Below are 21,034 nucleotides of genomic sequence, written 5' to 3'. Positions count from 1 at the left end.
ATTATATCACAAAGAATTACGAGTTTCTCTACAAAAAATCAATGTATATATTTTAACCTATCCTAATAAATACCCTTTACCGCCACAGTTTTAGCAGTTAAATCACTATATTTGCGCCCGTATACGCTAAAATACAGAGCTATAACTTAAAAACATAACGAATTATTTCCGAATGAAACAGTACAGAACCGTAAACAACCTCGTGGGTTGGATTACTTTCATCATTGCAGCCACGGTCTACTGCATGACCATAGAACCGACTGCAAGTTTTTGGGACTGCCCGGAGTTCATCACTACCGGCTATAAATTGGAAGTAGGACACCCGCCCGGAGCACCTTTCTTCATGTTGGTAGCTAACCTGTTCTCACAATTCGCCTCAGATGCCAGCACCGTAGCCAAAATGGTGAACTATATGAGTGCACTGATGAGTGGCGCTTGTATCCTGTTCCTCTTCTGGAGCATCACACATCTGGTGCGCAAACTCGTCATTACGGACGAAAACAATATCACCAAAGGACAATTGATTACCGTTATGGGTAGTGGTCTGGTAGGTGCATTGGCCTATACGTTCAGCGATACATTCTGGTTCAGTGCCGTAGAAGGTGAAGTTTATGCTTTCTCTTCACTGTTCACCGCCGTTGTATTCTGGCTGATACTGAAATGGGAAGATGTGGCGGACGAACCGCACAGCGACCGTTGGCTCATCCTCATTGCTTACCTCACGGGACTCAGTATCGGCGTTCACTTGCTGAACTTGCTTTGTCTGCCCGCCATCGTACTGGTTTACTACTATAAGAAAGTGCCCAATGCAAATGCAAAAGGCTCGTTACTGGCATTGCTGGCTTCCGGTATTCTGGTAGCTGTGGTACTCTACGGCATGGTGCCGGGTATTGTGAAGGTGGGCGGCTGGTTCGAACTGTTCTTCGTGAACACACTGGGAATGTCCTTCAACAGTGGTGTGATGGTATACATCCTCGTACTGGCAGCCTCCATCATCTGGGGTATATACGAGAGCTACACGGAGAAGAACAAAATGCGTATGGCTATCTCCTTCGTGCTGACTATCGCCCTGCTAGGTATCCCGTTCTATGGTCACGGAGCAAGCGCCGTAATGATTGGCATCGTGGTTATCGCTTTCCTGTTCTTCTACCTCAGCCCGAACATGCAGGCAAAGATGAAAGAGAAATACCGCATCTCCGCACGCACCATGAACACGGCCCTGTTGTGCACCATGATGATTGTCATCGGATATTCTTCTTACGCCATCATCGTTATCCGCTCTGTTGCCAACACGCCAATGGACCAGAACTCCCCCGAAGACATCTTCACACTGGGCGAATATCTGGGACGTGAACAATATGGCACCCGCCCGCTCTTCTACGGACAGGCATTCTCTTCCAAAGTTGCCCTCGACGTGAAAGACGGTTATTGCGAACCGCGCATCTCCTACAACGGAACCAAATTCATCCGCAAAGAAAAAGCTACTCCCGACGAAAAGGACAGCTACATCGAAATCCCCGGACGTATCGAATACGAATACGCTCAGAATATGCTTTTCCCGCGTATGTACAGCAGCCAGCATGCCAGGGAATATCAAGCTTGGGTAGATATCGTCGGCAACGACATCCCCTATGACCAGTGTGGACAAATGGTGATGGTGAACATGCCTACGCAATGGGAAAACATCAAGTTCTTCTTCTCCTACCAGCTCAACTGGATGTACTGGCGCTACTTCATGTGGAACTTCGCCGGACGCCAAAACGACCTGCAAGGTAGCGGAGAGATAGAACACGGTAACTGGATTACAGGTATCCCATTCATCGACAACTGGTTGGTAGGCGACCAGAGCTTGTTGCCACAGGAATTACAGAACAACAAGGGACACAACGTCTTCTACTGTCTGCCTCTGCTGCTCGGTATCATCGGTCTGTTGTGGCAGGCATACCGTGGACAGAAGGGTATCCAGCAATTCTGGGTAGTGTTCTTCCTGTTCTTCATGACGGGTATCGCCATCGTGCTCTACCTGAACCAAACCCCAAGTCAGCCGCGCGAACGTGACTATGCATATGCAGGGTCGTTCTATGCCTTCGCCATTTGGATAGGTATGGGTGTGGCAGGCATCATCCGCCTGTTGCAGCACTATGCCAAGATGAAGGAGCTTCCGGCTGCAACCCTTGTGTCGGCTCTATGCCTCCTTGTCCCCATACAAATGGCAAGCCAAACGTGGGACGACCACGACCGCAGCGACCGCTATCTGGCACGCGACTTCGGCCAGAACTACCTGATGTCCCTGCAAGAGACGGGTAATCCGGTTATCTTTACTAATGGTGACAACGATACATTCCCCTTGTGGTACAACCAGGAGACGGAAGGTTTCCGCACCGATGCCCGTACTTGTAACCTCAGTTACCTGCAAACGGACTGGTACATCGACCAGATGAAGCGTCCCGCCTACGACTCTCCGTCGCTGCCCATCACCTGGGACCGTATGGAGTACGTGGAAGGAACAAACGAATACATCGCCATACAGCCCGATTATAAGAAGAGCATCGACGCCCTCTATGCCGAAGCCGAAAAGCAGGCTTTGAACGGCAATCCCGAATCGCTGATTAATGTGAAGAAAGAGTTCGGAGAGAACCCGTATGAGTTGCAGAACATCCTGAAATACTGGGTGCGCAGCAAGAACGAAGACCTCAAGGTGATTCCTACGGACAGCATCGTGATGAAAGTGGATAAGGAAGCCGTACGCCGCAGCGGTATGATGATACCGGGCGACAGCATCCCCGACTACATGCACATCTCACTGAAAGGCAAACGTGCCCTCTACAAGAGTGAACTGATGATGCTTGAAATGCTGGCGGAAGCCAACTGGGAACGTCCCATCTATATGGCTGTCAGCGTAGGTCCGGAGAACCACCTCAACATGGGCAACCACTTTATTCAGGAAGGTCTGACTTACCGCTTCACTCCGTTCGATGCCGAGAAAACCGGTGTCAAACTGGACAGCGAAAAGATGTACGACAACCTGATGAACAAGTTCAAGTTCGGCGGTATCGACAAACCAGGCATCTACATTGATGAAAACGCCATGCGCATGTGTTACTCTCACCGCCGCATCTTCTCGCAACTCGTCGGTCAGTTGATACGCGAAGGCAAGAAGGACAAAGCGAAGGCTGCACTGGACTATGCAGAGAAGATGATTCCTGCCTACAACGTGCCTTATGACTGGCAGAATGGCGCTGTGCAAATGGCAGAATCCTACTATCAGTTGGGTGAGATAGAGAAAGCAGACAGCATCATGACTGCACTCGCCGACAAGGCTGTGGAATACATCACCTGGTATCTGAGTCTGGACGATAAACGCTTTGCCCTGTCCAGCCGTGAAGTCGTAGATTATCATCTGCCTATCCTCAGTTCAGAAGTGAAGCTCATGCAGAAGTATAAATCTGAACTGGCTCCAGTGTATGATGACAAGCTGAACGAATTGTATCAAATGTGTGTTGACCGCATGAAATAAAGTGATTAGCGGTTAGTGATAAGTGATTAACGGTTGTGCCGTAACATCGCACACTAACCGCTAATCGTTTATCACTAACCGCTAACTACTAATCACTTATCACTAATCGTTAATCACTAATAACCGTGTTTATAGAACAGCCTCCCGAGTTTGTCCGAAAGCTATATCCCGGTGCAATCTGGCGAATGGACCCGAATGAGAAAGCCGTTTACCTGACTTTTGACGATGGCCCCATCCCCGAAGTAACACCGTGGGTACTCGAATTATTGGATAAACACAACATTAAAGCCACCTTCTTCATGGTGGGAGACAATATACGCAAGCATCCCGATATATATCAAATGGTAGTAGATGGCGGACACCGCATCGGCAACCACACGTTCAATCATATCCGCGGATTCGAGTATCTGTCCGACAACTACCTTGCCAATACGGACAAGGCGAATGAAGTGATGAAAACCGATCTCTTCCGTCCACCACACGGACACATGCGCTGGGGACAGTATTTCACCCTGAAACGGCATTATAAGATAGTAATGTGGGATTTGGTGACACGTGATTACAGTAAAAAGCTACGGGGTCCGCAGGTACTTGCCAACGTGATGCGATATGCACGAAACGGTTCCATTATCACTTTCCACGACTCGCTGAAGTCCTGGAATAACGGTAACCTGCAATATGCATTGCCACGGGCACTCGATTTCCTGAAAGAGGAAGGATACGAGTTCAAGTTATTGTAAACAATCAGAAGAAGCTACATCCAGAAACGCCGCACGAAAGCGGATAAAATATTTTCGCCCCTACAAGCTCTGTCGTGGAACTTGTAGGGGCGAATCATTATTCGCCCGGATACACCGGGCGAACTATAGTTTATCTAATCGAAGTTTACTTCACCGTAACCGTCAGCGGATTGCGTACCTTCTGAGCATAGTTTGCCATATATTCATTCCATGCTTCCGGAGTCTTGATGTCAGCCTTGTCCCAGGCAGCACCCCAGTAATAAACATACTCTGCACCCGGCTCATAGTCGCTGATAGCCAATACGTGACCATCGGCACCACCGCGCAGTTCGTTCTTTTCCTTTTCAGGGAAGAGCAGAGACTTGGCTTCCTTCACCGTAGCGGGGAAAGCAGCACCTACGAAGATCTTACCATTATTGTTGTTCACATTATCCGTAGGGTCTACGTAAGTGATGTAACCGTTAGCAGCATCAGCCACTACAGCACCATCCGGTTCGTGCAACACGATACCGGCAGCCACCGGAGTAGTCTCTTTCAGATTATCATAAGCCACAACAGTCTTGTTCAGGTGAGAACCTGCATCCAGCGTGATGACACGTGTTTCGATAACCGTAGAGTCACCTTTGATGTTCAACGGATTATAAACCAGCTTCACAGTGAAACGCAACGGGCCATTATCCAGAATATCCTGCGTTGCATAGCAATACGGATAAACGATTTCACCGTCGGGCATTAAAGCAGCAGTACCACCACCCAGTGTAGGACCTACCTTGTAGCAGTCCAGACCGTTTCCGTGGTCTACATGATAAGAAACAGACTTATACAATTCCTGTGCAGCCTTCGGGTCAGTCTTCTTCAATTCAGCAATCTTAGCTTTAGTTTCAGGATTCAATTCGCCTGCATAACGAGCTTCTACAACCGGTTCAGTTGTGTTGTACTTCGTCCATACATCATATCCGAAAGCACGCTCGCCCGTCTTCTGCAAAGCCGGACCATAAGTGCGGAAAGCAACCAGGTCATTCTCCCAAGCCACGTCGTCCACACGTTCAGGATAGTATCTGCCGCAGGTCTTTACCGCAAAAGCCTCAGGAGTGCCTGCCTGGATGGTGTAAGTAGCTGTACCGTTGGCTGCCACGCTCGCAGGGAAGATCACCTTTTCATCGTACGTAATCTGATAAGGAACTTGTTGTCCGTCAGCATTCAGAACCACAATCTGGGCTGTGTCAGCCAGCTTCAGTTGGTTAGCGATGTCGTCCATAGCCACTTCGACTATTTCGTTGGGACGCTCCATTGCCAAAGGATTGCTTACCGTTACGGTAACTACATCCTTCGTGTTAGTGCAGGCAAAACAGAATAAAACTGTTGCCACTAAAAGGAATAACTTTTTCATATTGCTTAATCAATTGATAATTGACATTTTGAGAATGGAGAATATAGAGAGTGGAAAACAGAAAATGGATAACTGATATTCTCAACTATCCATTATCCATTTTCCATTTATTTCTTTATTAAGGCTGTTTACCGATGTAAGCCAGGATACCACCGTCCACGTAGAGCACGTGACCATTAACGAAGTCAGAAGCGTCGGAAGCCAGGAATACGGCAGGGCCCATCAAGTCTTCAGGAGTACCCCAACGTGCAGCCGGAGTCTTGGCAACGATGAATGCATCGAACGGATGGCGAGAACCGTCAGCTTGCGGTTCGCGAAGCGGTGCAGTCTGCGGAGTAGCGATGTAACCCGGGCCGATACCATTACACTGGATGTTATATTCACCATACTCAGAAGCAATGTTACGAGTCAGCATCTTCAATCCACCCTTGGCAGCAGCATAAGCAGATACGGTTTCACGACCCAATTCACTCATCATAGAGCAGATGTTGATAATCTTGCCGTGGCCTTTCTTCATCATAGAAGGAATAACAGCTTTTGATACGATGAACGGAGCGTTCAAGTCAACGTCAATTACCTGACGGAATTCAGAAGCCTTCATTTCGTGCATCGGGATACGTTTGATGATACCTGCATTGTTCACCAGGATGTCAATCACGCCTACTTCTTTCTCAATCTGAGCAACCATAGCGTTCACCTGGTCTTCGTTTGTTACGTCGCATACATAACCCTTAGCTTCGATACCTTCAGCTTTATAAGCAGCCATACCTTTGTCCACCAATTCTTGTTTGATGTCATTGAACACGATTTTTGCACCGGCTTGCGCATAAGCAGTTGCCAAAGCAAAACCAATTCCGTAAGAAGCACCGGTTACGAGTGCTACTTTGCCTTCTAATGAAAAGTTTACCATAAATTTATTTACTTAGGTTTAATAATTACTTGTTTCTTAATTACGATTCAGATTCGCGGTGTACTCAATATTACTTCAGGTCGGTAATCAAAGAGAAGTCCTGATCTCCATAGTCAAGGTTCTCGCCACCCATACCCCAGATGAAAGTATAGTTGTGAGTAGCGGCAGCAGAGTGAATAGACCACTCAGGAGACAACACTGCCTGGTCGCCCTTCATCCAGATGTGGCGGGTTTCGTCAACTTCGCCCATGAAGTGGCAAACAGCCTGGTCTGCGGGCACTTCAAAGTAGAAGTATGCCTCCATACGGCGGCTGTGAACATGTGCCGGCATTGTATTCCATACACTGCCCGGAGCAAGTTCCGTCATACCCATCTGCAACTGGCAGGTAGGCAATACCTGATTTACCAGCATCTTATTTATATTACGGTGATTGGAGCCTTCCAGACTACCCATTTCAGCAACTACAGCATCAGCTTTCGTCACTTTCTTATCAGGATAGTTGCGGTGAGCAGTCAGAGAGTTGAAGTAGAACTTGGCAGGATTCTTTTCGTCCTTGCTCTCAAAAGTCACTTCACGATCGCCCGAACCCAGGTAGAGAGCTTCTTTAAAATCCAATTCGAATACAGCGTCACCGGCTTTCACTACACCAGGACCACCTACATTATAAATACCCATTTCACGACGGGTCAGGAAATAAGGAGCTTTCAACGGATCAATAGCTTCCAGTTTCAACACTTCGCCTACGGGCATTGCACCACCCACAACCATACGGTCGTACATGGAATATACCATATTTACTTCGTTAGCAGAGAAAACTTTTTCGATAAGAAAATCACGACGGATGCGTTTGGTATCATAACTTTTTGCATCTTCGGGATGCGCTGCATAGCGAATTTCATAGTTCGTTTTCATAATCCTATTACGTTTTAAAGTTTATAATAATCGGTTATTGGCATACTTCGTTTACGTACACGATGCAAATGTAGCAAAAGAAAACGTAGAAACATTGTGTTTTTGTCCCAATTATGTAGTATTATTGTTCAAATGGACGAAAAAGAGGGAATCTTTAACAGAAAATAATACAAAAAAGTCCACCCGACATGGGATGGACTTCACTTTTCTTTTTTAGAGTGCAGTATGTTGGGACATAGCCAACAAGGGCACTTTGATGTTGCAAAAGTACGAATTTTATTATTAAGTGCAATGAATCCAGTAAATTAATTACTTTACTTAAATAATTTTATAGCCCGAACATCTGTCAATGATATCATTTACAGGGGGGATACCTTTAGTAGAATCAAGCAGAGTCCTTATTTGCATTTCCATCTCATTGGCCCTATTCTCAGATATCTGCCTCAGGATATATGAGATTATCAACATCGCTCCTTTCAAATTGTTTTTTTGATTATTATCCATTATGCCAGCCGGTCCGTTCTTTATAGAAAGCGGTAGTGATATATCAAATAAAACACCACCATGTGCACAAGTATTCCTAATGACTTTTATCGTCTCCATATAATTTAGAAATACATTAACTGATTTTATCCCGTAATATTTAGCTATCTGACTTTTCACAATTTCTGATTTTAGATTAGAGTATAACTTCAATATACTCCCAAAAGTCATGAACTCAATAGTCTTCCAAGCTGGTGCAAATTTATCATTAATATGATGTTGATGATGCCGCTTGATAATAGGCGTAGCCCTAAAAGTATCATCATATACCTTGGATTCAAAAGAGTTTGCATATTGATTATTCATTATAGCGGGATCAGCAAACCATGTTGGAGAGTCCTTATACTGATTGGACACAAAATAAGTCAGGTAGGTTCGAAAATTAATCTCAATTCTATTTATATACTTCATCAGTAAATTCCTGAGATCATAATCAAAGTAGTAGAGCTCTACTATATTTTCAAATATAGTTCTTTCCTTATAGACATGAGTTCTATTATCTTTTAAAGGATAATCCTTTTCGAATGGAAAACAATAAAACCCTAAACGAAAATAACCTATATCGAGCAAATTCTCTTTTGCTTTTTCTTCATTCGATATTATTATGCCTCGATTTCTCAAGATGGCAATTTGCTCATCAATAGTTGTTGCTCTCTTTAAATACATTCTGTCGCTGTTTTTATACTAAAATCCTGTTTAAAGTTTTTCAGAACTGAACTTAAGCAAAAAGCCCTCTAAAACTAACCATTTTAGAGGGCTTCTACCTTTAAATAAGGGTGAAGTTGTTGTCCTACCAAGATTCGAACTTAGACAAACAGAACCAAAAACTGTTGTGCTACCATTACACCATAGGACAAACTCAATGTGCTTTCTGTTAAAAAGCGGTGCAAAGATAGAATTATGCCTCGAAATATCCAAATATTCCGAGGCATTTTTTCATATTTGCTACTAATTAGCCTTTTATTTAGCTATAATCAGGTAGTAATTCTTCTTTCCACGCTGCACAAGCAGGTACTTTTCGTCCAAAAGGTCAGCAGAGGTAATCACTTGGTCAAAGGCTTCCAGCTTCTCTTTGTTGAGAGAAACACCACCGCCTTGCACCAATTTACGCATCTCGCCTTTAGAAGCGAAGACAGCCGCATTTTCAGTAAACAAGTCAACAGCTTTCACACCGGCAGCTACAACGCCCTTAGATACTTCGAACTGGGGAACACCTTCGAATACAGCCAACAGAGTGTCTTCATCCAACTTCTTCAAAGCATCGGAAGTGGCATTACCGAACAGGATGTTAGATGCATCTACCGCTGCATTGTAATCTTCTTCAGAGTGAACCATGATGGTCACCTCTTTTGCCAGACGCTTCTGAAGCACACGCAAGTGCGGTGCAGCCTCGTGTTCAGCCGTCAGGGCTTCGATTTCCTCTCTTGACAGGGAAGTGAATATCTTGATGTAACGTGCCGCGTCAGCATCGCTCACATTCAACCAGAACTGATAGAACTTATAGGGAGAAGTATAACGGGGGTCAAGCCAGATATTACCAGACTCAGTCTTGCCGAACTTACCACCGTCAGCCTTTGTAATCAGCGGACTGGTCAGTGCAAATACCTCACCGCCATTTGTGCGACGTACCAATTCGGAACCCGTTGTGATGTTACCCCACTGGTCGGAACCACCCATTTGCAATTTGCAACCTTTGGTTTCGTACAGATGCAGGAAGTCGTAGCCTTGCAACAACTGATAAGTGAACTCCGTGAAAGACAAACCGTCACGAGCCTCACCATTCAGGCGCTTCTTCACCGAATCCTTTGACATCATATAGTTTACAGTGATGTGTTTGCCTACTTCGCGGGCAAAGTCCAGAAAGGTGAAGTTCTTCATCCAGTCGTAGTTGTTCACAAGTTCGGCGCGGTTAGGAGCATCGGATTCGAAATCCAGGAACTTGCTCAACTGTTTCTTCATGCCTTCCAGATTGCGTTGAAGGATCTCCTCTGTGAGCAGATTGCGTTCTGCCGACTTACCGGAAGGGTCACCAATCATACCCGTAGCACCGCCAATCAGCGCCATTGGCTTGTGTCCGCAACGTTGGAAATGACGCAGTATCATTACGCTACAAAGGTGTCCGATGTGCAATGAGTCCGCCGTAGGGTCAAAACCGATATATGCGGTCACTTGTTCCTTAGCCAGAAGTTCTTCCGTGCCAGGCATCATATCGTGGAGCATGCCACGCCATCTCAATTCTTCTACAAAATTCATCGAATGATTAACTATTTAAATATTTGATATACTTTGTAATTGCAAAAGTACGACTCTTTATCTGAACATACAACTCTTATTGCCTAAAAAAGATTTCGCCTACATTCCGCCTAATCGTCTCTCTGAGTTCCTCAAGGGGAATTTCACGGATTTCAGCCGCCCGTTCATAAAGCAAACCAACAGGTGTCGTACTCTCATCCGTCTCTATAAACAGCCTTTTCGGCGGTACTATGCGCAGCGCCTCTTCCTGATATTTTTCACCAAAAGAGAGGTAGAAACCATGCCGGAGGTATTCTTCCGCCAGAGCTGCTTTTCCACGGAAGCCGTGAATAATCCACGGCTTCACCGGGCGTATCTTCAGTTTCAGTTTCAGGAGTTCGTCCACAGCTCTCACCAGATGAATAATCAACGGCTTATCTACTTCTTCTGCCAGACGCGCCTGATATTCGAAAACTTCCATCTGTAAAGTCAAAGGGGCCTCAGCCAGTTTATCCAGTCCTGCCTCGCCCACTGCAAGCACCCGGGGATGTCGCAACAGTTCCTCAAAATGCATTGTCCTGTTGTTCAGAACAAAACCAACGGCAGAAGCAACCGATGAAGTGATGTACCACGGATGTATCCCCACCGAATACCAACCTTCTGCTTGCGGAACAAATGTTTCGGGGAAACAGTTCACAATTGCCTCTCCGGGCACTTGCGGCTGTTGGTGCGTATGTATGTCAACAGGAATTCTCATGGAACGGGGTCGTATCCGGAACCTCCCCAGGGATGACAACGCAATATGCGTCTGATTGCCAAATATAACCCTTTGAAAGGTCCGTGTTTCTTTATCGCCTCAACGGCATATTGCGAACAAGTGGGAGTGAAACGGCATGAGGGAGAAGTCAGGGGCGAAATGCACTTCTGATAAAAATAGATGGGAAGTAACAACAGATATGAAAGCAGCTTTTTCATAAGGATACCTGCTCCCTGATACGTGCCAGCGCAGTCTTCATCCGCTCTTCTATTACTACCGAGTCGGTCAGACGGTCGGAAAGGTAGATGAAAGCCACAGCAAACTGCTGTTCTTTATCCTGAAGTGCCTGCAACAGTTCATGCTTATTTTTACGGTACGCCTCACGTATCTGGCGTTTCACGCGATTGCGCTTCACCGCCCGCTTAAAGCGGCGTTTCGACACACTGACAAGAATGGAAACAGGCGCTTCCAATCCTTCTACCGGCAGATACACCACGCGCAGAGGGAAGACGGAAAATGAATGGGAACCACCCGCAAACATCTTCTCGATAACTTTCTTCTTGTCCAGTCGTTCGGACTTGCACAGGGTATTGGGCATGATGGGTCAGTTATTAGTTATTTAGTTATCAGTTATTTACTGTAGATGGAGAAATAATAAATTACGAGCTACAAATGTTTGGGGCATAAAAGCACAACCACTTGTAGCTCGTAATCTATAGCTTTAAAGTTATCGTCACCAAGCCATTAGCAAATAACTAATAACTTAATAACTGATAACTCTATTCTCACTTTCCTTTATTGTTCTCCTTAATGAACATATCCAGCGCTGCCGTCATAGACGGAGCCTGTACACTGGGAGCTTCCAAGTCAAGACGTAGTCCGGCATCACGCACTGCTTGCGCGGTAGTGGAACCAAACGTACCAATCTTGATTTCCTTTTGTTGGAAATCGGGGAAATTCTTCTTCAAAGAAGTCACTCCCGCCGGGCTAAAGAACACCAGCATGTCATAGTCAAACTCTTCTTCTGAAGTAAAGTCGTTACTTACTGTACGATACATGACAGCTTCCGCATGCTGTATCTTGTTTTTTTCCAAGAGATTCTTGATCTCATCTGTGTGCACATCAGACATCGGGACCAAATACTTCTCAGTCTTATGCTTGGTGATGGAAGTCAACAAGTCTTCAAACTTTCCCGTATTTCCAAAGAAGATCTTACGCTTACGGTACTGAACATACTTCTGGATGTACAAGGCAACGGCTTCCGTTACACAGAAATACTTCATAGTTTCCGGTATGGTCACACGCAATTCTGTACACAGGTGGAAGAAATGGTCAATAGCATGACGCGATGTAAAAATGACTGCGGTGTAGTCCAGAATAGAAATTTTCTGCTGTCTGAACTCTTTGGCAGACACACTTTCCACCTTAATGAACGGGCGAAAATCGATTTTCACGCCGTACTTCTCTGCGATGTCGTAGTAAGGAGATTTCTCTGATGCCGGTTTCGGCTGCGACACAAGTACTTTCTTAATTTTCAACGTCCTAAAATTTTATTATCAAATAATCATTTAGTTGTAACACACCCTGATACATGATAAAACAGGGTATGATTTCAAGGGCACAAAAGTACAAAATTAAAAGCAAAATGCCATATAAATCACCACAAAAAAGCTTTATCCACTTATAAAACATCAATATTTTAGTAAAAAACGCCAGAAATAAACCAATTATCACAGTTGATAACAAACTTAAATCAAAGTAAACAAGGAACAAAGCGAAGGGGAAAAGGGCAAATCCGAGGTAATAGAGTAGCGTAGAATAGGACTCCATCCAGAGGCTGGTGCGGCTTGCGTCAAAAAAAATCCAACCCAGGAAAGAATAAGTCACCCACTTCAGGAAAAGATAGAGCAAACACACCGCGAGATACGCTCCAAGCAGGACGTAAGGAGGTATGCATTCGCCCAGTTCCGGCCGGACATCTACGAAGTAATTGAAGGTGCAGACGGAAATCAGTACACAAGTCTGCAAGATGAGCAGCAACATGTAGCGCATATCCGTGGCCGTGGTGGCGGCAAAGATGCTGGTACGCTCACGATTGAGCAGGAAGTCCTTTGCCAGTTGCACCAGAAACTTGCGGCTGCGGGACAGTACATAGGCAGACATGAAGAAACAACACAACAGGAGTATGGTGACCCCGTCGTCCAACTTGGGGGAGTAAGGAATAGGTATCCCCTCGAAGCCCGTTGCCCATGTCAACAACAAGCTAATCATATGGCCGCGAACTTACGTATGGAACTGTCCCAAATGGGGGTGCTGTGTATCAGATCGATGGCCTCCTGCGGCGTCTGCGCCACGTGCCAGATGTCTCCGTGTTGCCGACGCATGAAGTTCTCGTCCATGGCACTCTGCATCATCTCAAGCAAGGGGTCGAAGTAACCACGGGTATTGAGGATGACAATGGGGTTGAGGTAGAGGCCCAACTGTTTCCAGGTGATGATTTCCAGCAGCTCTTCCAGCGTGCCGCATCCACCGGGCAGGGCGATGACGGCATCACTCAAAGCCGCCATCTTCTGTTTGCGCTGGTGCATATCGTCCACTTCTATCATTTCCGTCAATCCCTTGTGGTGCCAGCCTTGCTCCACCATGAAGCGGGGGATGACACCGGTCACTTCTCCGCCCGCAGCCAGCACGGCGTCGGCAGTGGCGCTCATCAGGCCGATGCCGCCCGCACCGTTTATCAGGCGAATGTGGCGTTGCCCCAGCAAAGTGCCCAGTTCGCGGGCATCTTCAAAATAAGCGGAATCTATCTTGGTGCTCGAAGCACAATATACGCATACGGAAGTTATCTTATTCATGGAAATTGCTGTACCTTATATTAGTAATGAGTGCAAAGGTAAAGATTTTCAGCGATATCTTAAAAATATCACTAACTTTGTAATCTGTTCGCAAACTTTTCCACTAACATACTAAAAACAAAGAATTATGATTAAGCAAGATTACCTGATACGAATGATTCAAGAAATCGTTTCTTTAATAGTGAACGCCCTGCTCCGGAAGAAGAAGTACCGTTGGAGCGAGTGGGTAGAGTATGACGACCTGACCCGGCAGATTCTTGGATTTCCTTCGGACCAACTACTGAGTATGAACACCGAGGAGTTGATTGACCGGTATAAAGGCGACCCCAATGAAATGGGAAAGGCGGAGCTTGCCGCCATGACCATGCTGAAGATTTCGGACGAGATGGACGACGACGACCTTCTGCGGAAGTCCAAACTCCGCCAGGACGGGCTCGATTTGCTCAGGTATGTGCAGAAGAACAGCAATAGCTTCTCCATCCAGCGGGTGCAGTTGATTGATATGCTGGAGGCGAACGAATAACCATCTCCAGCCCAAACTCTGGCAGAGCGATACCCTCTGAATGATATAATCGCAGCCGATACTTTGCCAACATCTTGCCAAAGCTGTGGCAAAGTCTTGCCATAGGCTTGGCAAAGTCTTGCCACTGCGATGGCAAAAGTTTGCCAATGCGGTGGCAAAAGATTGGCAATACGGCAGCAAAAGATGACGTCTGCTGCCTCAACAACTTCATACTATAATCCATAGTTCCCCCTTTTCTTCCCGGATGACCGGAAGAGAAGGGGGATTTTTCTTTCCATCAAGTGGATTTATCTTAAAACCAAGAAAAATCCTCTCCAAAAACAAAATAAGAATCTCCTAAAAGACAGCTACCGGATAGCTTTGCGTACGGCAACCGATTGAGCATTCCGGATAGATCAGCTTGCCGGATCTAATACAAACATTTAATCTTAATGCTTATGAAAAACTTTTTTTTAAATGTCAAAAAAGTAAGGACACGACGCATATTATTCACGTTATGCGCCACTCTTTGTTCTCTCTCACTCTCTGCACAGAGTAAAACAATTAAAGGAAAAGTAGTTGACATGACCGGTGAATCGGTAATCGGCGTCAACATTCTGGAAAAAGGAACTACCAACGGAGTCATTACGGACCTGGACGGAAACTTCACACTACAGGTTTCCCCCAATACGACATTACTTTTCACGTACGTGGGATATCTCTCCCAAGAAATTGAAGTCAAGGACCAGACTTTCCTTAATGTCCGGATGGAAGAAGACAGCAAAACCATCGAAGAAGTTGTCGTAGTGGGCTACGGCACGCAGAAAAAGGCCGACCTGACCTCGGCCATCTCCACCCTGAACCCCACGGAAGTACTGAAAGCACCCGGTGGGATAGAAAATGCACTGCAAGGAAATGTGGCGGGAGTCAACGTTTCGGGCGGTAAAATCCGTATTCGCGGTACAAGCTCCATCACCGGAAACACCGACCCGCTTTGGGTAATAGACGGCATCATCGGTTCAGCCAGTGATGTGCCCAACGACGATGAAATAGCCAGCATCCAAGTGCTGAAAGATGCCGCATCGGCCGCCATCTACGGTGTGCGTGGTGCCAACGGCGTCATTGTCGTCACCACGAAACGCGGAAAAGAAGGTGCGCCCCGCATCAGCTTCAATGCCTATGTGGGCACCGGCACCCAACAGAAGAAGCTAAAGATGCTCAACTCTTATGATTACGCCGTATATGCCAACGAACTGTACTACAACGCCGCCACTCCCGAAGCCAGGGCCGACGGCAGTTGGGCTGACCTTGTGCCCGCACGCAATGCCAAGCCCAGCCAGCAGGAATATGACACCGACTGGTGGGATGAATTTTTCTTCGACAATGTATATCAGAAATACGACCTCTCGGTGAGCGGTGCATCTAAACTGCTCAATTACAATTTTGGCGCCACTTATACCTCCGACCAACGCCAGGGAGTGGAACGCGGCAGTGAGGGGCAGAACATCTTTGCCAACATGGAAGGTACTTATGGGCGTCTCACCTACGGCGGACGTATCCGTGTGAATCACAACAGCAGCAAAGGCACAGCCACCGGTTCGCTACAGAACATACTGCAATCCGTACCCAATATCCCGGTGCGCGACCCGGCTTATAACGATATAAACAACGGATACTACAATGCAATGGGCGACCACGACGATGGCATTGATATTCCTAACCAGGCTTTTTTCATCAACGAAGACCGCAACCGGAGAAGATACTGGTCGGGCCAGGCCAATGTATACACGCAAATCCAGATATTCGACTGGCTGAACTTTAAGGTGAATTACAACTATTCGTTCTACAGCGACTTCTACGAACACTTCCGCCCGCGCTTTACGCTGGATAGCGGCGGTGGTGGTGGCGTACAGAACTACAATCTACTGGAAACCAGCAGTAATCGCAACTGGCGCCAACAGGTAGAAGGCTTGCTCAACTACAATAAATCATTCGGAATGCACTCCCTGTCAGGTGTGATAGGTCTTGTGTCCGAACGATACAGTTCCAACGATTCTTCCTTCTCCGGACGCAGCCAGGAACAGACTGACTTCGGTGTAGCGCAAGTATTCCAGGACAACGTAACCGGTAGCGGAAGCCGCTCCGATGAGGCCTACTATTCCGTCCTGGCACGCGTGATGTACAACTATGCGGGCAAGTATATGTTTACCGCCAACTTCCGTGCCGATGAGAGTTCGAAGTTCGCACCCGGCAACCGTTGGGGATACTTTCCCTCCTTCTCTGTGGGCTGGCGTGTCAGCGAAGAGTCATGGATGAAAGAGCATACCTCATCATGGCTGAACGACCTGAAACTGCGTGCTACGTTGGGTTGGATCGGTAGCTCCATCGGAGTGGGTAACTATGCATACCAATCTACAGTAAGCGTATCCGGCTTCACCTATTCGTTTGGTCCGCAATCACTCAATATGGGCGACACTGCCGTTCCCGCCCCCCGCCCGTCGTCAATCGCCAACCGCAATCTGAGCTGGGAGAAAACCCGGGATATGGGTGTAGGTTTCGACTTGACTACATTCGACAATCGCTTGAGCGTCACTTTCGATTATTATAACCGCAAAGTGTCCGACATGTTGCTCAACGTAAACCTGCCTTATTCGGTAGGCATATCCACCTCTGTCATGCAGAATGTGGGCAGCATGACCAACTGGGGACTTGAACTGGCTGCCACCTGGCGCGACCAGAAAGGTGACTTCACGTATTCCATCTCCCCCAACCTTTCATTCTATCGCAATAAGGTGAACGACATGGGCCCGCTGGACGTACTGACAGGTGGATACCTCACATTAGGCGGCACCAACGTCACCCGCACCAGAGTAGGTTATCCCGTTGCCCAATTCTGGGGACTGCAAACAGACGGACTGTTCCAGACCGATGCCGAAGCGGCTGCCTATACCAACAGCAAGGGCGAACGCCTGCAACCGTCTGCCGCTGCCGGAGATTTGAAGTACATTGACCGCGACGGCAATGGCAAGATAGACGAAGATGACAAGACTTGCATCGGCTCGTCCATTCCCGACCTGTCCGTAGGCTTGAACGTCTCATTGGGTTATAAAGGATTCGACTTCTCCATGCTGTTGCAAGGCGACTTGGGTATCGACACATACAACAACTTCAAGCAGACTCTTCTACACGGTAAAGCCCTGCACAACCAGTTGGCCGATATTAAAAATGCATTCCGTGCCGAGGACGTTACCTTTACCACTCGCGGTGGTGAAACCATCACCTTACCCAAGAACACCAATACCAGCATACCACGCATCGTATACGGTGATCCCAACCAGAACTCCATGCGTGCCAGCGACTACTTTGTAGAAAATGCTTCGTACATCCGCTGCAACAACATCACCCTTGGCTACACATTTCCCAAACAGTTGATGCAAAAGGTGACGGTGGACCATCTACGCATCTACGTCGGTATCAAGAACCCGTTCACCATCACCAGCTATTCCATGTTCGATCCCCAAGTACCTAACGGCGGCTCTACCCTCGACCGTGGTGTAGACGGACGCTTTTACGACTTCACAGGTACCTTCTGGAGCCAACGCGAATACTTCGCCGGCATACAATTAACTTTCTAATTAAAAACATGCATCTCAATATGAAAACAAGAAATTTGTTATATAAAAGCATATTGGCAGTGACCTTACTGCCCGCATTCGCAGCATGCGAGCCCAACATGGACTATATCAACCCGACGGCCGAAGTGGAAGATACCTACTATACTACTAAAGAACATCTGATCTATGCCGCCAACGGGTGCTATAACATACCACAAATACTCCAGTTCTGGGGGCGCAACATGCCGTATGCCCTGAACCTCGTGAGTGATGAGGCCATCTATACTCCTCAAGCTGCTGCCGGAGACCCCGACAACGTTGCATGGTCGGGCTATACCACCAGCGGTAATCATGGTATGACCACTGAAATCTTTCAGAACATCTACGTACTGCAATACACCGCCAACCTCGCCATCCAGAAGCTGACGGACGGTGGTGCCGCCGAACTGTTCGGTTCAGACGTCTCCACCTACAACCGCTGTTTGGGCGAAGCCTACTTCTTCCGTGCTTTCAGCCGTTTTCTTGCTACGTTTATGTTTGGCGATGAAATCCCCGACCGAGATTATCCTGCCACAGGTGGTCCGAGCGACAGCTACGAGCCTGCCCGCGAACCCGGTTATATCTACCAACGCATGGTTGAGGACCTGACCAAAGCCGCCGAACTGTTGCCCGGACGTACCGAGCTCTATGAGGGACACCCGGAAAACATGGGACGCATCGGTAAAGGTGCCGCGCAGGCACTGCTTGCTAAAGTCTATATGGGACGTCCCATTTTAGACGGTTCGGCAGGTGCCGGTTCAGCCGAATGGCAGTTGGCCAAAGCGGAACTGGAAAAGATTATCAACTCCAACGACTATGATTTAGTGGATTGTTATCGTGACAATGCTTCCAATGACAATGAGAACAATAAAGAATCACTGTATGAAGTGCAATTTGTGTACAGTGCCGATGCCAATGTCAACATGTCCATCGACAGATTGAACTTCGGACAGAACTCATGGCGGCAGATTGGTTTCACCATCTCTCCGGGAGCCGGCGGCTGGTACAATGTCATGCCTTCCATGTGGCTTTATAATGAATTTGAACGCAATGCCAACGGTGAAATCATCGACCCGCGCGCTTTCCAGGGATTATGGATACCCAATGGCGCCACATTCTTCCACAATGGTCAGCCCAGGAACTACGAAAATACATATAACTATCTGGCTGACTCATGGCTGGGCAAGTTCTTCGGAACCCGCAAATATTGCATAGACGATAATTCGGCCATGCCCGACCTAATGCGCGGCCCGGTGAACGACCGCATCCTGCGTTATGCCGATGTATTGCTGATGTATGCCGAATGTTGCATTGAAACCGGTGACGAAGCTACCGCTCTGGTCTATATTGACAAGATACGTTCACGTGCCAACAATCAGGTGTTGCAAAACTCTCCGTCAGACAAGGGGCTGTTTTATACAAAGGGCAGAGGCACATTGCCTACCGCCCAGGAACTGTTAGCAGATAAACCTGTTGTGGGACGCGTGGTGGACGATGCCGGTAGTGTAATCCTGCCGGGCGTAGAAATCAATACCGCCCGCCGCCTGCTGAAACACGAATATACCTGTGAGCTCTTCCTTGAAGGTTGGCGTTTCTTCAACTTGATGCGCTGGCATAACAATACGGCCGATCCCGACCATACCAATGTCATCGACGGTTTGGTAAACAAATATAAGGTACAAGAGTACCAGACTTCACTGACAGGGCCTGTACCGTTCAATTATGAGAAGAACCGCATTCTTCCGATTCCGAGTAGAGAATTGGAAGTCAATCCGAACATGCACGGAAACAGTGCGAACTAAAAACTCTCATTTATTAAATTATAACCCAAAACAAACTCTCTAAATATTTGAATCATGAAAAATGTATTGAAACTTATTTTCTCCTCTTTACTGGTATTGCCATTGGCAATGAATGCCCAGCAACAAAGTTTTCCCGCGGGAACCATTCCCAACGAGCACAACATTAACGGAGCCGATTATCCGCGCATAGGCGAAGACAGGCGGGTGCACTTTAGGATCCACGCTCCTAATGCCCAAAAAGTAGAAATCAGCTTCCGAGGCGAAATGACCAAGGAAGCAGACGGATACTGGTCGCTCATATCGAAAGAGCCCGAAGTAGTCGGTTTCCACTACTATCAGGTGATTATAGACGGAGTAAGTACCGCCGACCCTAATGGAAAACCGTTCTTCGGCATGGGCAAATGGGTGAGCGGCATTGAAATACCGGAAAAAGGTGTGGACTACTATTCCATAAAAAATGTACCCCACGGATTAATCAGCCAAAGCTGGTACTACTCCGATATCCGCAAGGAATGGCGCAGATGCATCGTCTATACTCCGGCGGAATATGACAAGAACCCCACCAAGAAGTACCCGGTGCTCTACCTGCAGCATGGCATGGGTGAAAATGAAACAAGCTGGGCCAACCAAGGCAAGATGAACTTCATCATGGATAACCTGATTGCCGAAGGCAAAGCCAAACCGATGATCGTGGTAATGGACAATGGCAACATCGAAGTATTCAAGACCAATCCGGGTGAAACACCCGACGAGGCAAGAAGAAGGTTCGGCTCTGATTTTCCTTCCATCTTAGTAAACGAAATCATTCCCCATATCGAGTCCAACTTCCGCACCCTGACCGACAGGGATAACCGTGCAATGGCAGGTCTTTCCTGGGGCGGACTTCTCACCTTCAACACTACCCTGAACAACCTTGACAAGTTTGCCTACATCGGCGGATTCAGCGGGGCAGGCAGTATCGACCTGAAGCAACTCGACAGCGTGTATGGCGGTGCATTCAAAGACCGTAAAGCATTCAACGACAAGGTGCACACCTTCTTTCTGGGCATTGGTTCGGAAGAACGTCCCGAAAGAACCAAAAACCTCAGCGATGGCCTGAAGGCAGCGGGGATCAATAATATCTATTATGAATCGCCGGGCACTGCCCACGAGTTCCTGACTTGGCGCAGATGCTTGAAAGAGTTTGCTCCTTTATTATTCAGAACTAAATAATGTATAAC

At 47.2% G+C, this 21,034-nt stretch carries 17 protein-coding genes and 1 tRNA gene; 6 read left to right on the top strand and 12 right to left on the bottom strand.

Annotated elements, in window-relative coordinates:
• The first annotated feature begins 172 nt into the window (after positions 1 to 172).
• Together HMPREF9447_RS12510 and HMPREF9447_RS12505 are read left to right on the top strand one after the other, a co-directional pair.
• The gene (locus HMPREF9447_RS12510; RefSeq protein ID WP_009130105.1) at positions 173 to 3,517 is read left to right on the top strand and encodes a DUF2723 domain-containing protein; all 3,345 of its coding nucleotides are present in this window, start codon (positions 173 to 175) and stop codon (positions 3,515 to 3,517) included.
• Positions 3,518 to 3,642: 125 nt separating this feature from the next.
• Positions 3,643 to 4,257 (top strand): polysaccharide deacetylase family protein, encoded by a 615-nt coding sequence (locus HMPREF9447_RS12505; protein ID WP_009130104.1) that lies wholly within the window; start codon positions 3,643 to 3,645, stop codon positions 4,255 to 4,257.
• Between the two features lie 145 nt (positions 4,258 to 4,402).
• Here HMPREF9447_RS12505 and HMPREF9447_RS12500 read toward each other — a convergent pair whose 3' ends face one another.
• The 12 genes from HMPREF9447_RS12500 to HMPREF9447_RS12445 all read right to left on the bottom strand — a co-directional run bounded on the left by HMPREF9447_RS12500 (position 4,403) and on the right by HMPREF9447_RS12445 (position 13,857).
• Complete coding sequence (locus HMPREF9447_RS12500) at positions 4,403 to 5,647, bottom strand: DUF4861 domain-containing protein (protein ID WP_009130103.1); 1,245 nt, start codon at positions 5,645 to 5,647, stop codon at positions 4,403 to 4,405.
• Positions 5,648 to 5,765: 118 nt separating this feature from the next.
• A complete protein-coding gene (locus tag HMPREF9447_RS12495) occupies positions 5,766 to 6,557 on the bottom strand; it encodes a gluconate 5-dehydrogenase (protein ID WP_009130102.1) in 792 nt (263 codons plus the stop codon).
• 70 nt (positions 6,558 to 6,627) lie between these two features.
• Positions 6,628 to 7,470, bottom strand: a complete 843-nt coding sequence (gene kduI, locus HMPREF9447_RS12490) for a 5-dehydro-4-deoxy-D-glucuronate isomerase (RefSeq protein ID WP_009130101.1) — start codon at positions 7,468 to 7,470, stop codon at positions 6,628 to 6,630.
• A gap of 318 nt (positions 7,471 to 7,788) precedes the next feature.
• Positions 7,789 to 8,679 (bottom strand): Abi family protein, encoded by an 891-nt coding sequence (locus tag HMPREF9447_RS12485; RefSeq protein WP_009130100.1) that lies wholly within the window; start codon positions 8,677 to 8,679, stop codon positions 7,789 to 7,791.
• 119 nt (positions 8,680 to 8,798) lie between these two features.
• Positions 8,799 to 8,869 (bottom strand) — tRNA-Gln (locus HMPREF9447_RS12480).
• Positions 8,870 to 8,973: 104 nt separating this feature from the next.
• Entirely contained in the window at positions 8,974 to 10,266 is a 1,293-nt protein-coding gene (gene tyrS / locus HMPREF9447_RS12475) for a tyrosine--tRNA ligase (protein ID WP_009130099.1), read from the bottom strand.
• Positions 10,267 to 10,342: 76 nt separating this feature from the next.
• Entirely contained in the window at positions 10,343 to 11,002 is a 660-nt protein-coding gene (locus HMPREF9447_RS12470; RefSeq protein WP_009130098.1) for a TatD family hydrolase, read from the bottom strand.
• Positions 10,999 to 11,220 (bottom strand): membrane protein insertion efficiency factor YidD, encoded by a 222-nt coding sequence (gene yidD / locus HMPREF9447_RS12465; protein WP_007219099.1) that lies wholly within the window; start codon positions 11,218 to 11,220, stop codon positions 10,999 to 11,001. The genes HMPREF9447_RS12470 and yidD overlap by 4 nt, the downstream gene beginning before the upstream one ends.
• A complete protein-coding gene (gene rnpA / locus HMPREF9447_RS12460) occupies positions 11,217 to 11,600 on the bottom strand; it encodes a ribonuclease P protein component (protein ID WP_009130097.1) in 384 nt (127 codons plus the stop codon). The genes yidD and rnpA overlap by 4 nt, the downstream gene beginning before the upstream one ends.
• 187 nt (positions 11,601 to 11,787) lie before the next feature.
• Positions 11,788 to 12,540 carry a uroporphyrinogen-III synthase gene (locus HMPREF9447_RS12455; protein WP_009130096.1) on the bottom strand — a complete coding sequence of 251 codons (753 nt, stop codon included), beginning with the start codon at positions 12,538 to 12,540 and terminating at the stop codon, positions 11,788 to 11,790.
• A 4-nt stretch (positions 12,541 to 12,544) separates the two neighbouring features.
• The gene (locus HMPREF9447_RS12450) at positions 12,545 to 13,273 is read right to left on the bottom strand and encodes a DUF4271 domain-containing protein (RefSeq protein ID WP_009130095.1); all 729 of its coding nucleotides are present in this window, start codon (positions 13,271 to 13,273) and stop codon (positions 12,545 to 12,547) included.
• Positions 13,270 to 13,857, bottom strand: coding sequence for an LOG family protein (locus HMPREF9447_RS12445; RefSeq protein ID WP_009130094.1), 588 nt, complete (start codon positions 13,855 to 13,857; stop codon positions 13,270 to 13,272). The genes HMPREF9447_RS12450 and HMPREF9447_RS12445 overlap by 4 nt, the downstream gene beginning before the upstream one ends.
• Before the next feature lie 127 nt (positions 13,858 to 13,984).
• Here HMPREF9447_RS12445 and HMPREF9447_RS12440 point away from each other — a divergent pair, with 127 nt between their 5' ends.
• The 4 genes from HMPREF9447_RS12440 to HMPREF9447_RS12425 all read left to right on the top strand — a co-directional run bounded on the left by HMPREF9447_RS12440 (position 13,985) and on the right by HMPREF9447_RS12425 (position 21,026).
• Positions 13,985 to 14,380, top strand: coding sequence for a hypothetical protein (locus HMPREF9447_RS12440; RefSeq protein WP_009130093.1), 396 nt, complete (start codon positions 13,985 to 13,987; stop codon positions 14,378 to 14,380).
• Positions 14,381 to 14,817: 437 nt separating this feature from the next.
• A complete protein-coding gene (locus tag HMPREF9447_RS12435) occupies positions 14,818 to 17,994 on the top strand; it encodes a SusC/RagA family TonB-linked outer membrane protein (RefSeq protein ID WP_009130092.1) in 3,177 nt (1,058 codons plus the stop codon).
• A gap of 20 nt (positions 17,995 to 18,014) precedes the next feature.
• Complete coding sequence (locus HMPREF9447_RS12430) at positions 18,015 to 19,814, top strand: RagB/SusD family nutrient uptake outer membrane protein (protein ID WP_009130091.1); 1,800 nt, start codon at positions 18,015 to 18,017, stop codon at positions 19,812 to 19,814.
• A 54-nt stretch (positions 19,815 to 19,868) separates the two neighbouring features.
• Positions 19,869 to 21,026 (top strand): alpha/beta hydrolase-fold protein, encoded by a 1,158-nt coding sequence (locus HMPREF9447_RS12425; RefSeq protein ID WP_009130090.1) that lies wholly within the window; start codon positions 19,869 to 19,871, stop codon positions 21,024 to 21,026.
• The last annotated feature ends 8 nt before the right edge of the window (positions 21,027 to 21,034 follow it).

Origin of the sequence: Bacteroides oleiciplenus YIT 12058, from assembly GCF_000315485.1 — a bacterium.
In the GTDB taxonomy this organism is placed as follows: Bacteria; Bacteroidota; Bacteroidia; order Bacteroidales; family Bacteroidaceae; genus Bacteroides; species Bacteroides oleiciplenus.
The sequence above is the reverse complement of the archived record's forward strand: the minus strand, read 5'-3'. Positions and strand labels throughout refer to the sequence as shown.

Coding starts and splice junctions, on each gene's coding strand:
- HMPREF9447_RS12445 (WP_009130094.1), bottom strand. CDS start 13,857: ATGAATAAGATAACTTCCGTATGCGTATATTGTGCTTCGAGCACCAAG.
- HMPREF9447_RS12450 (WP_009130095.1), bottom strand. CDS start 13,273: ATGATTAGCTTGTTGTTGACATGGGCAACGGGCTTCGAGGGGATACCT.
- HMPREF9447_RS12495 (WP_009130102.1), bottom strand. CDS start 6,557: ATGGTAAACTTTTCATTAGAAGGCAAAGTAGCACTCGTAACCGGTGCT.
- HMPREF9447_RS12430 (WP_009130091.1), top strand. CDS start 18,015: ATGAAAACAAGAAATTTGTTATATAAAAGCATATTGGCAGTGACCTTA.
- HMPREF9447_RS12485 (WP_009130100.1), bottom strand. CDS start 8,679: ATGTATTTAAAGAGAGCAACAACTATTGATGAGCAAATTGCCATCTTG.
- rnpA (WP_009130097.1), bottom strand. CDS start 11,600: ATGCCCAATACCCTGTGCAAGTCCGAACGACTGGACAAGAAGAAAGTT.
- kduI (WP_009130101.1), bottom strand. CDS start 7,470: ATGAAAACGAACTATGAAATTCGCTATGCAGCGCATCCCGAAGATGCA.
- HMPREF9447_RS12500 (WP_009130103.1), bottom strand. CDS start 5,647: ATGAAAAAGTTATTCCTTTTAGTGGCAACAGTTTTATTCTGTTTTGCC.
- HMPREF9447_RS12510 (WP_009130105.1), top strand. CDS start 173: ATGAAACAGTACAGAACCGTAAACAACCTCGTGGGTTGGATTACTTTC.
- tyrS (WP_009130099.1), bottom strand. CDS start 10,266: ATGAATTTTGTAGAAGAATTGAGATGGCGTGGCATGCTCCACGATATG.
- HMPREF9447_RS12440 (WP_009130093.1), top strand. CDS start 13,985: ATGATTAAGCAAGATTACCTGATACGAATGATTCAAGAAATCGTTTCT.
- HMPREF9447_RS12470 (WP_009130098.1), bottom strand. CDS start 11,002: ATGAGAATTCCTGTTGACATACATACGCACCAACAGCCGCAAGTGCCC.
- HMPREF9447_RS12435 (WP_009130092.1), top strand. CDS start 14,818: ATGAAAAACTTTTTTTTAAATGTCAAAAAAGTAAGGACACGACGCATA.
- yidD (WP_007219099.1), bottom strand. CDS start 11,220: ATGAAAAAGCTGCTTTCATATCTGTTGTTACTTCCCATCTATTTTTAT.
- HMPREF9447_RS12425 (WP_009130090.1), top strand. CDS start 19,869: ATGAAAAATGTATTGAAACTTATTTTCTCCTCTTTACTGGTATTGCCA.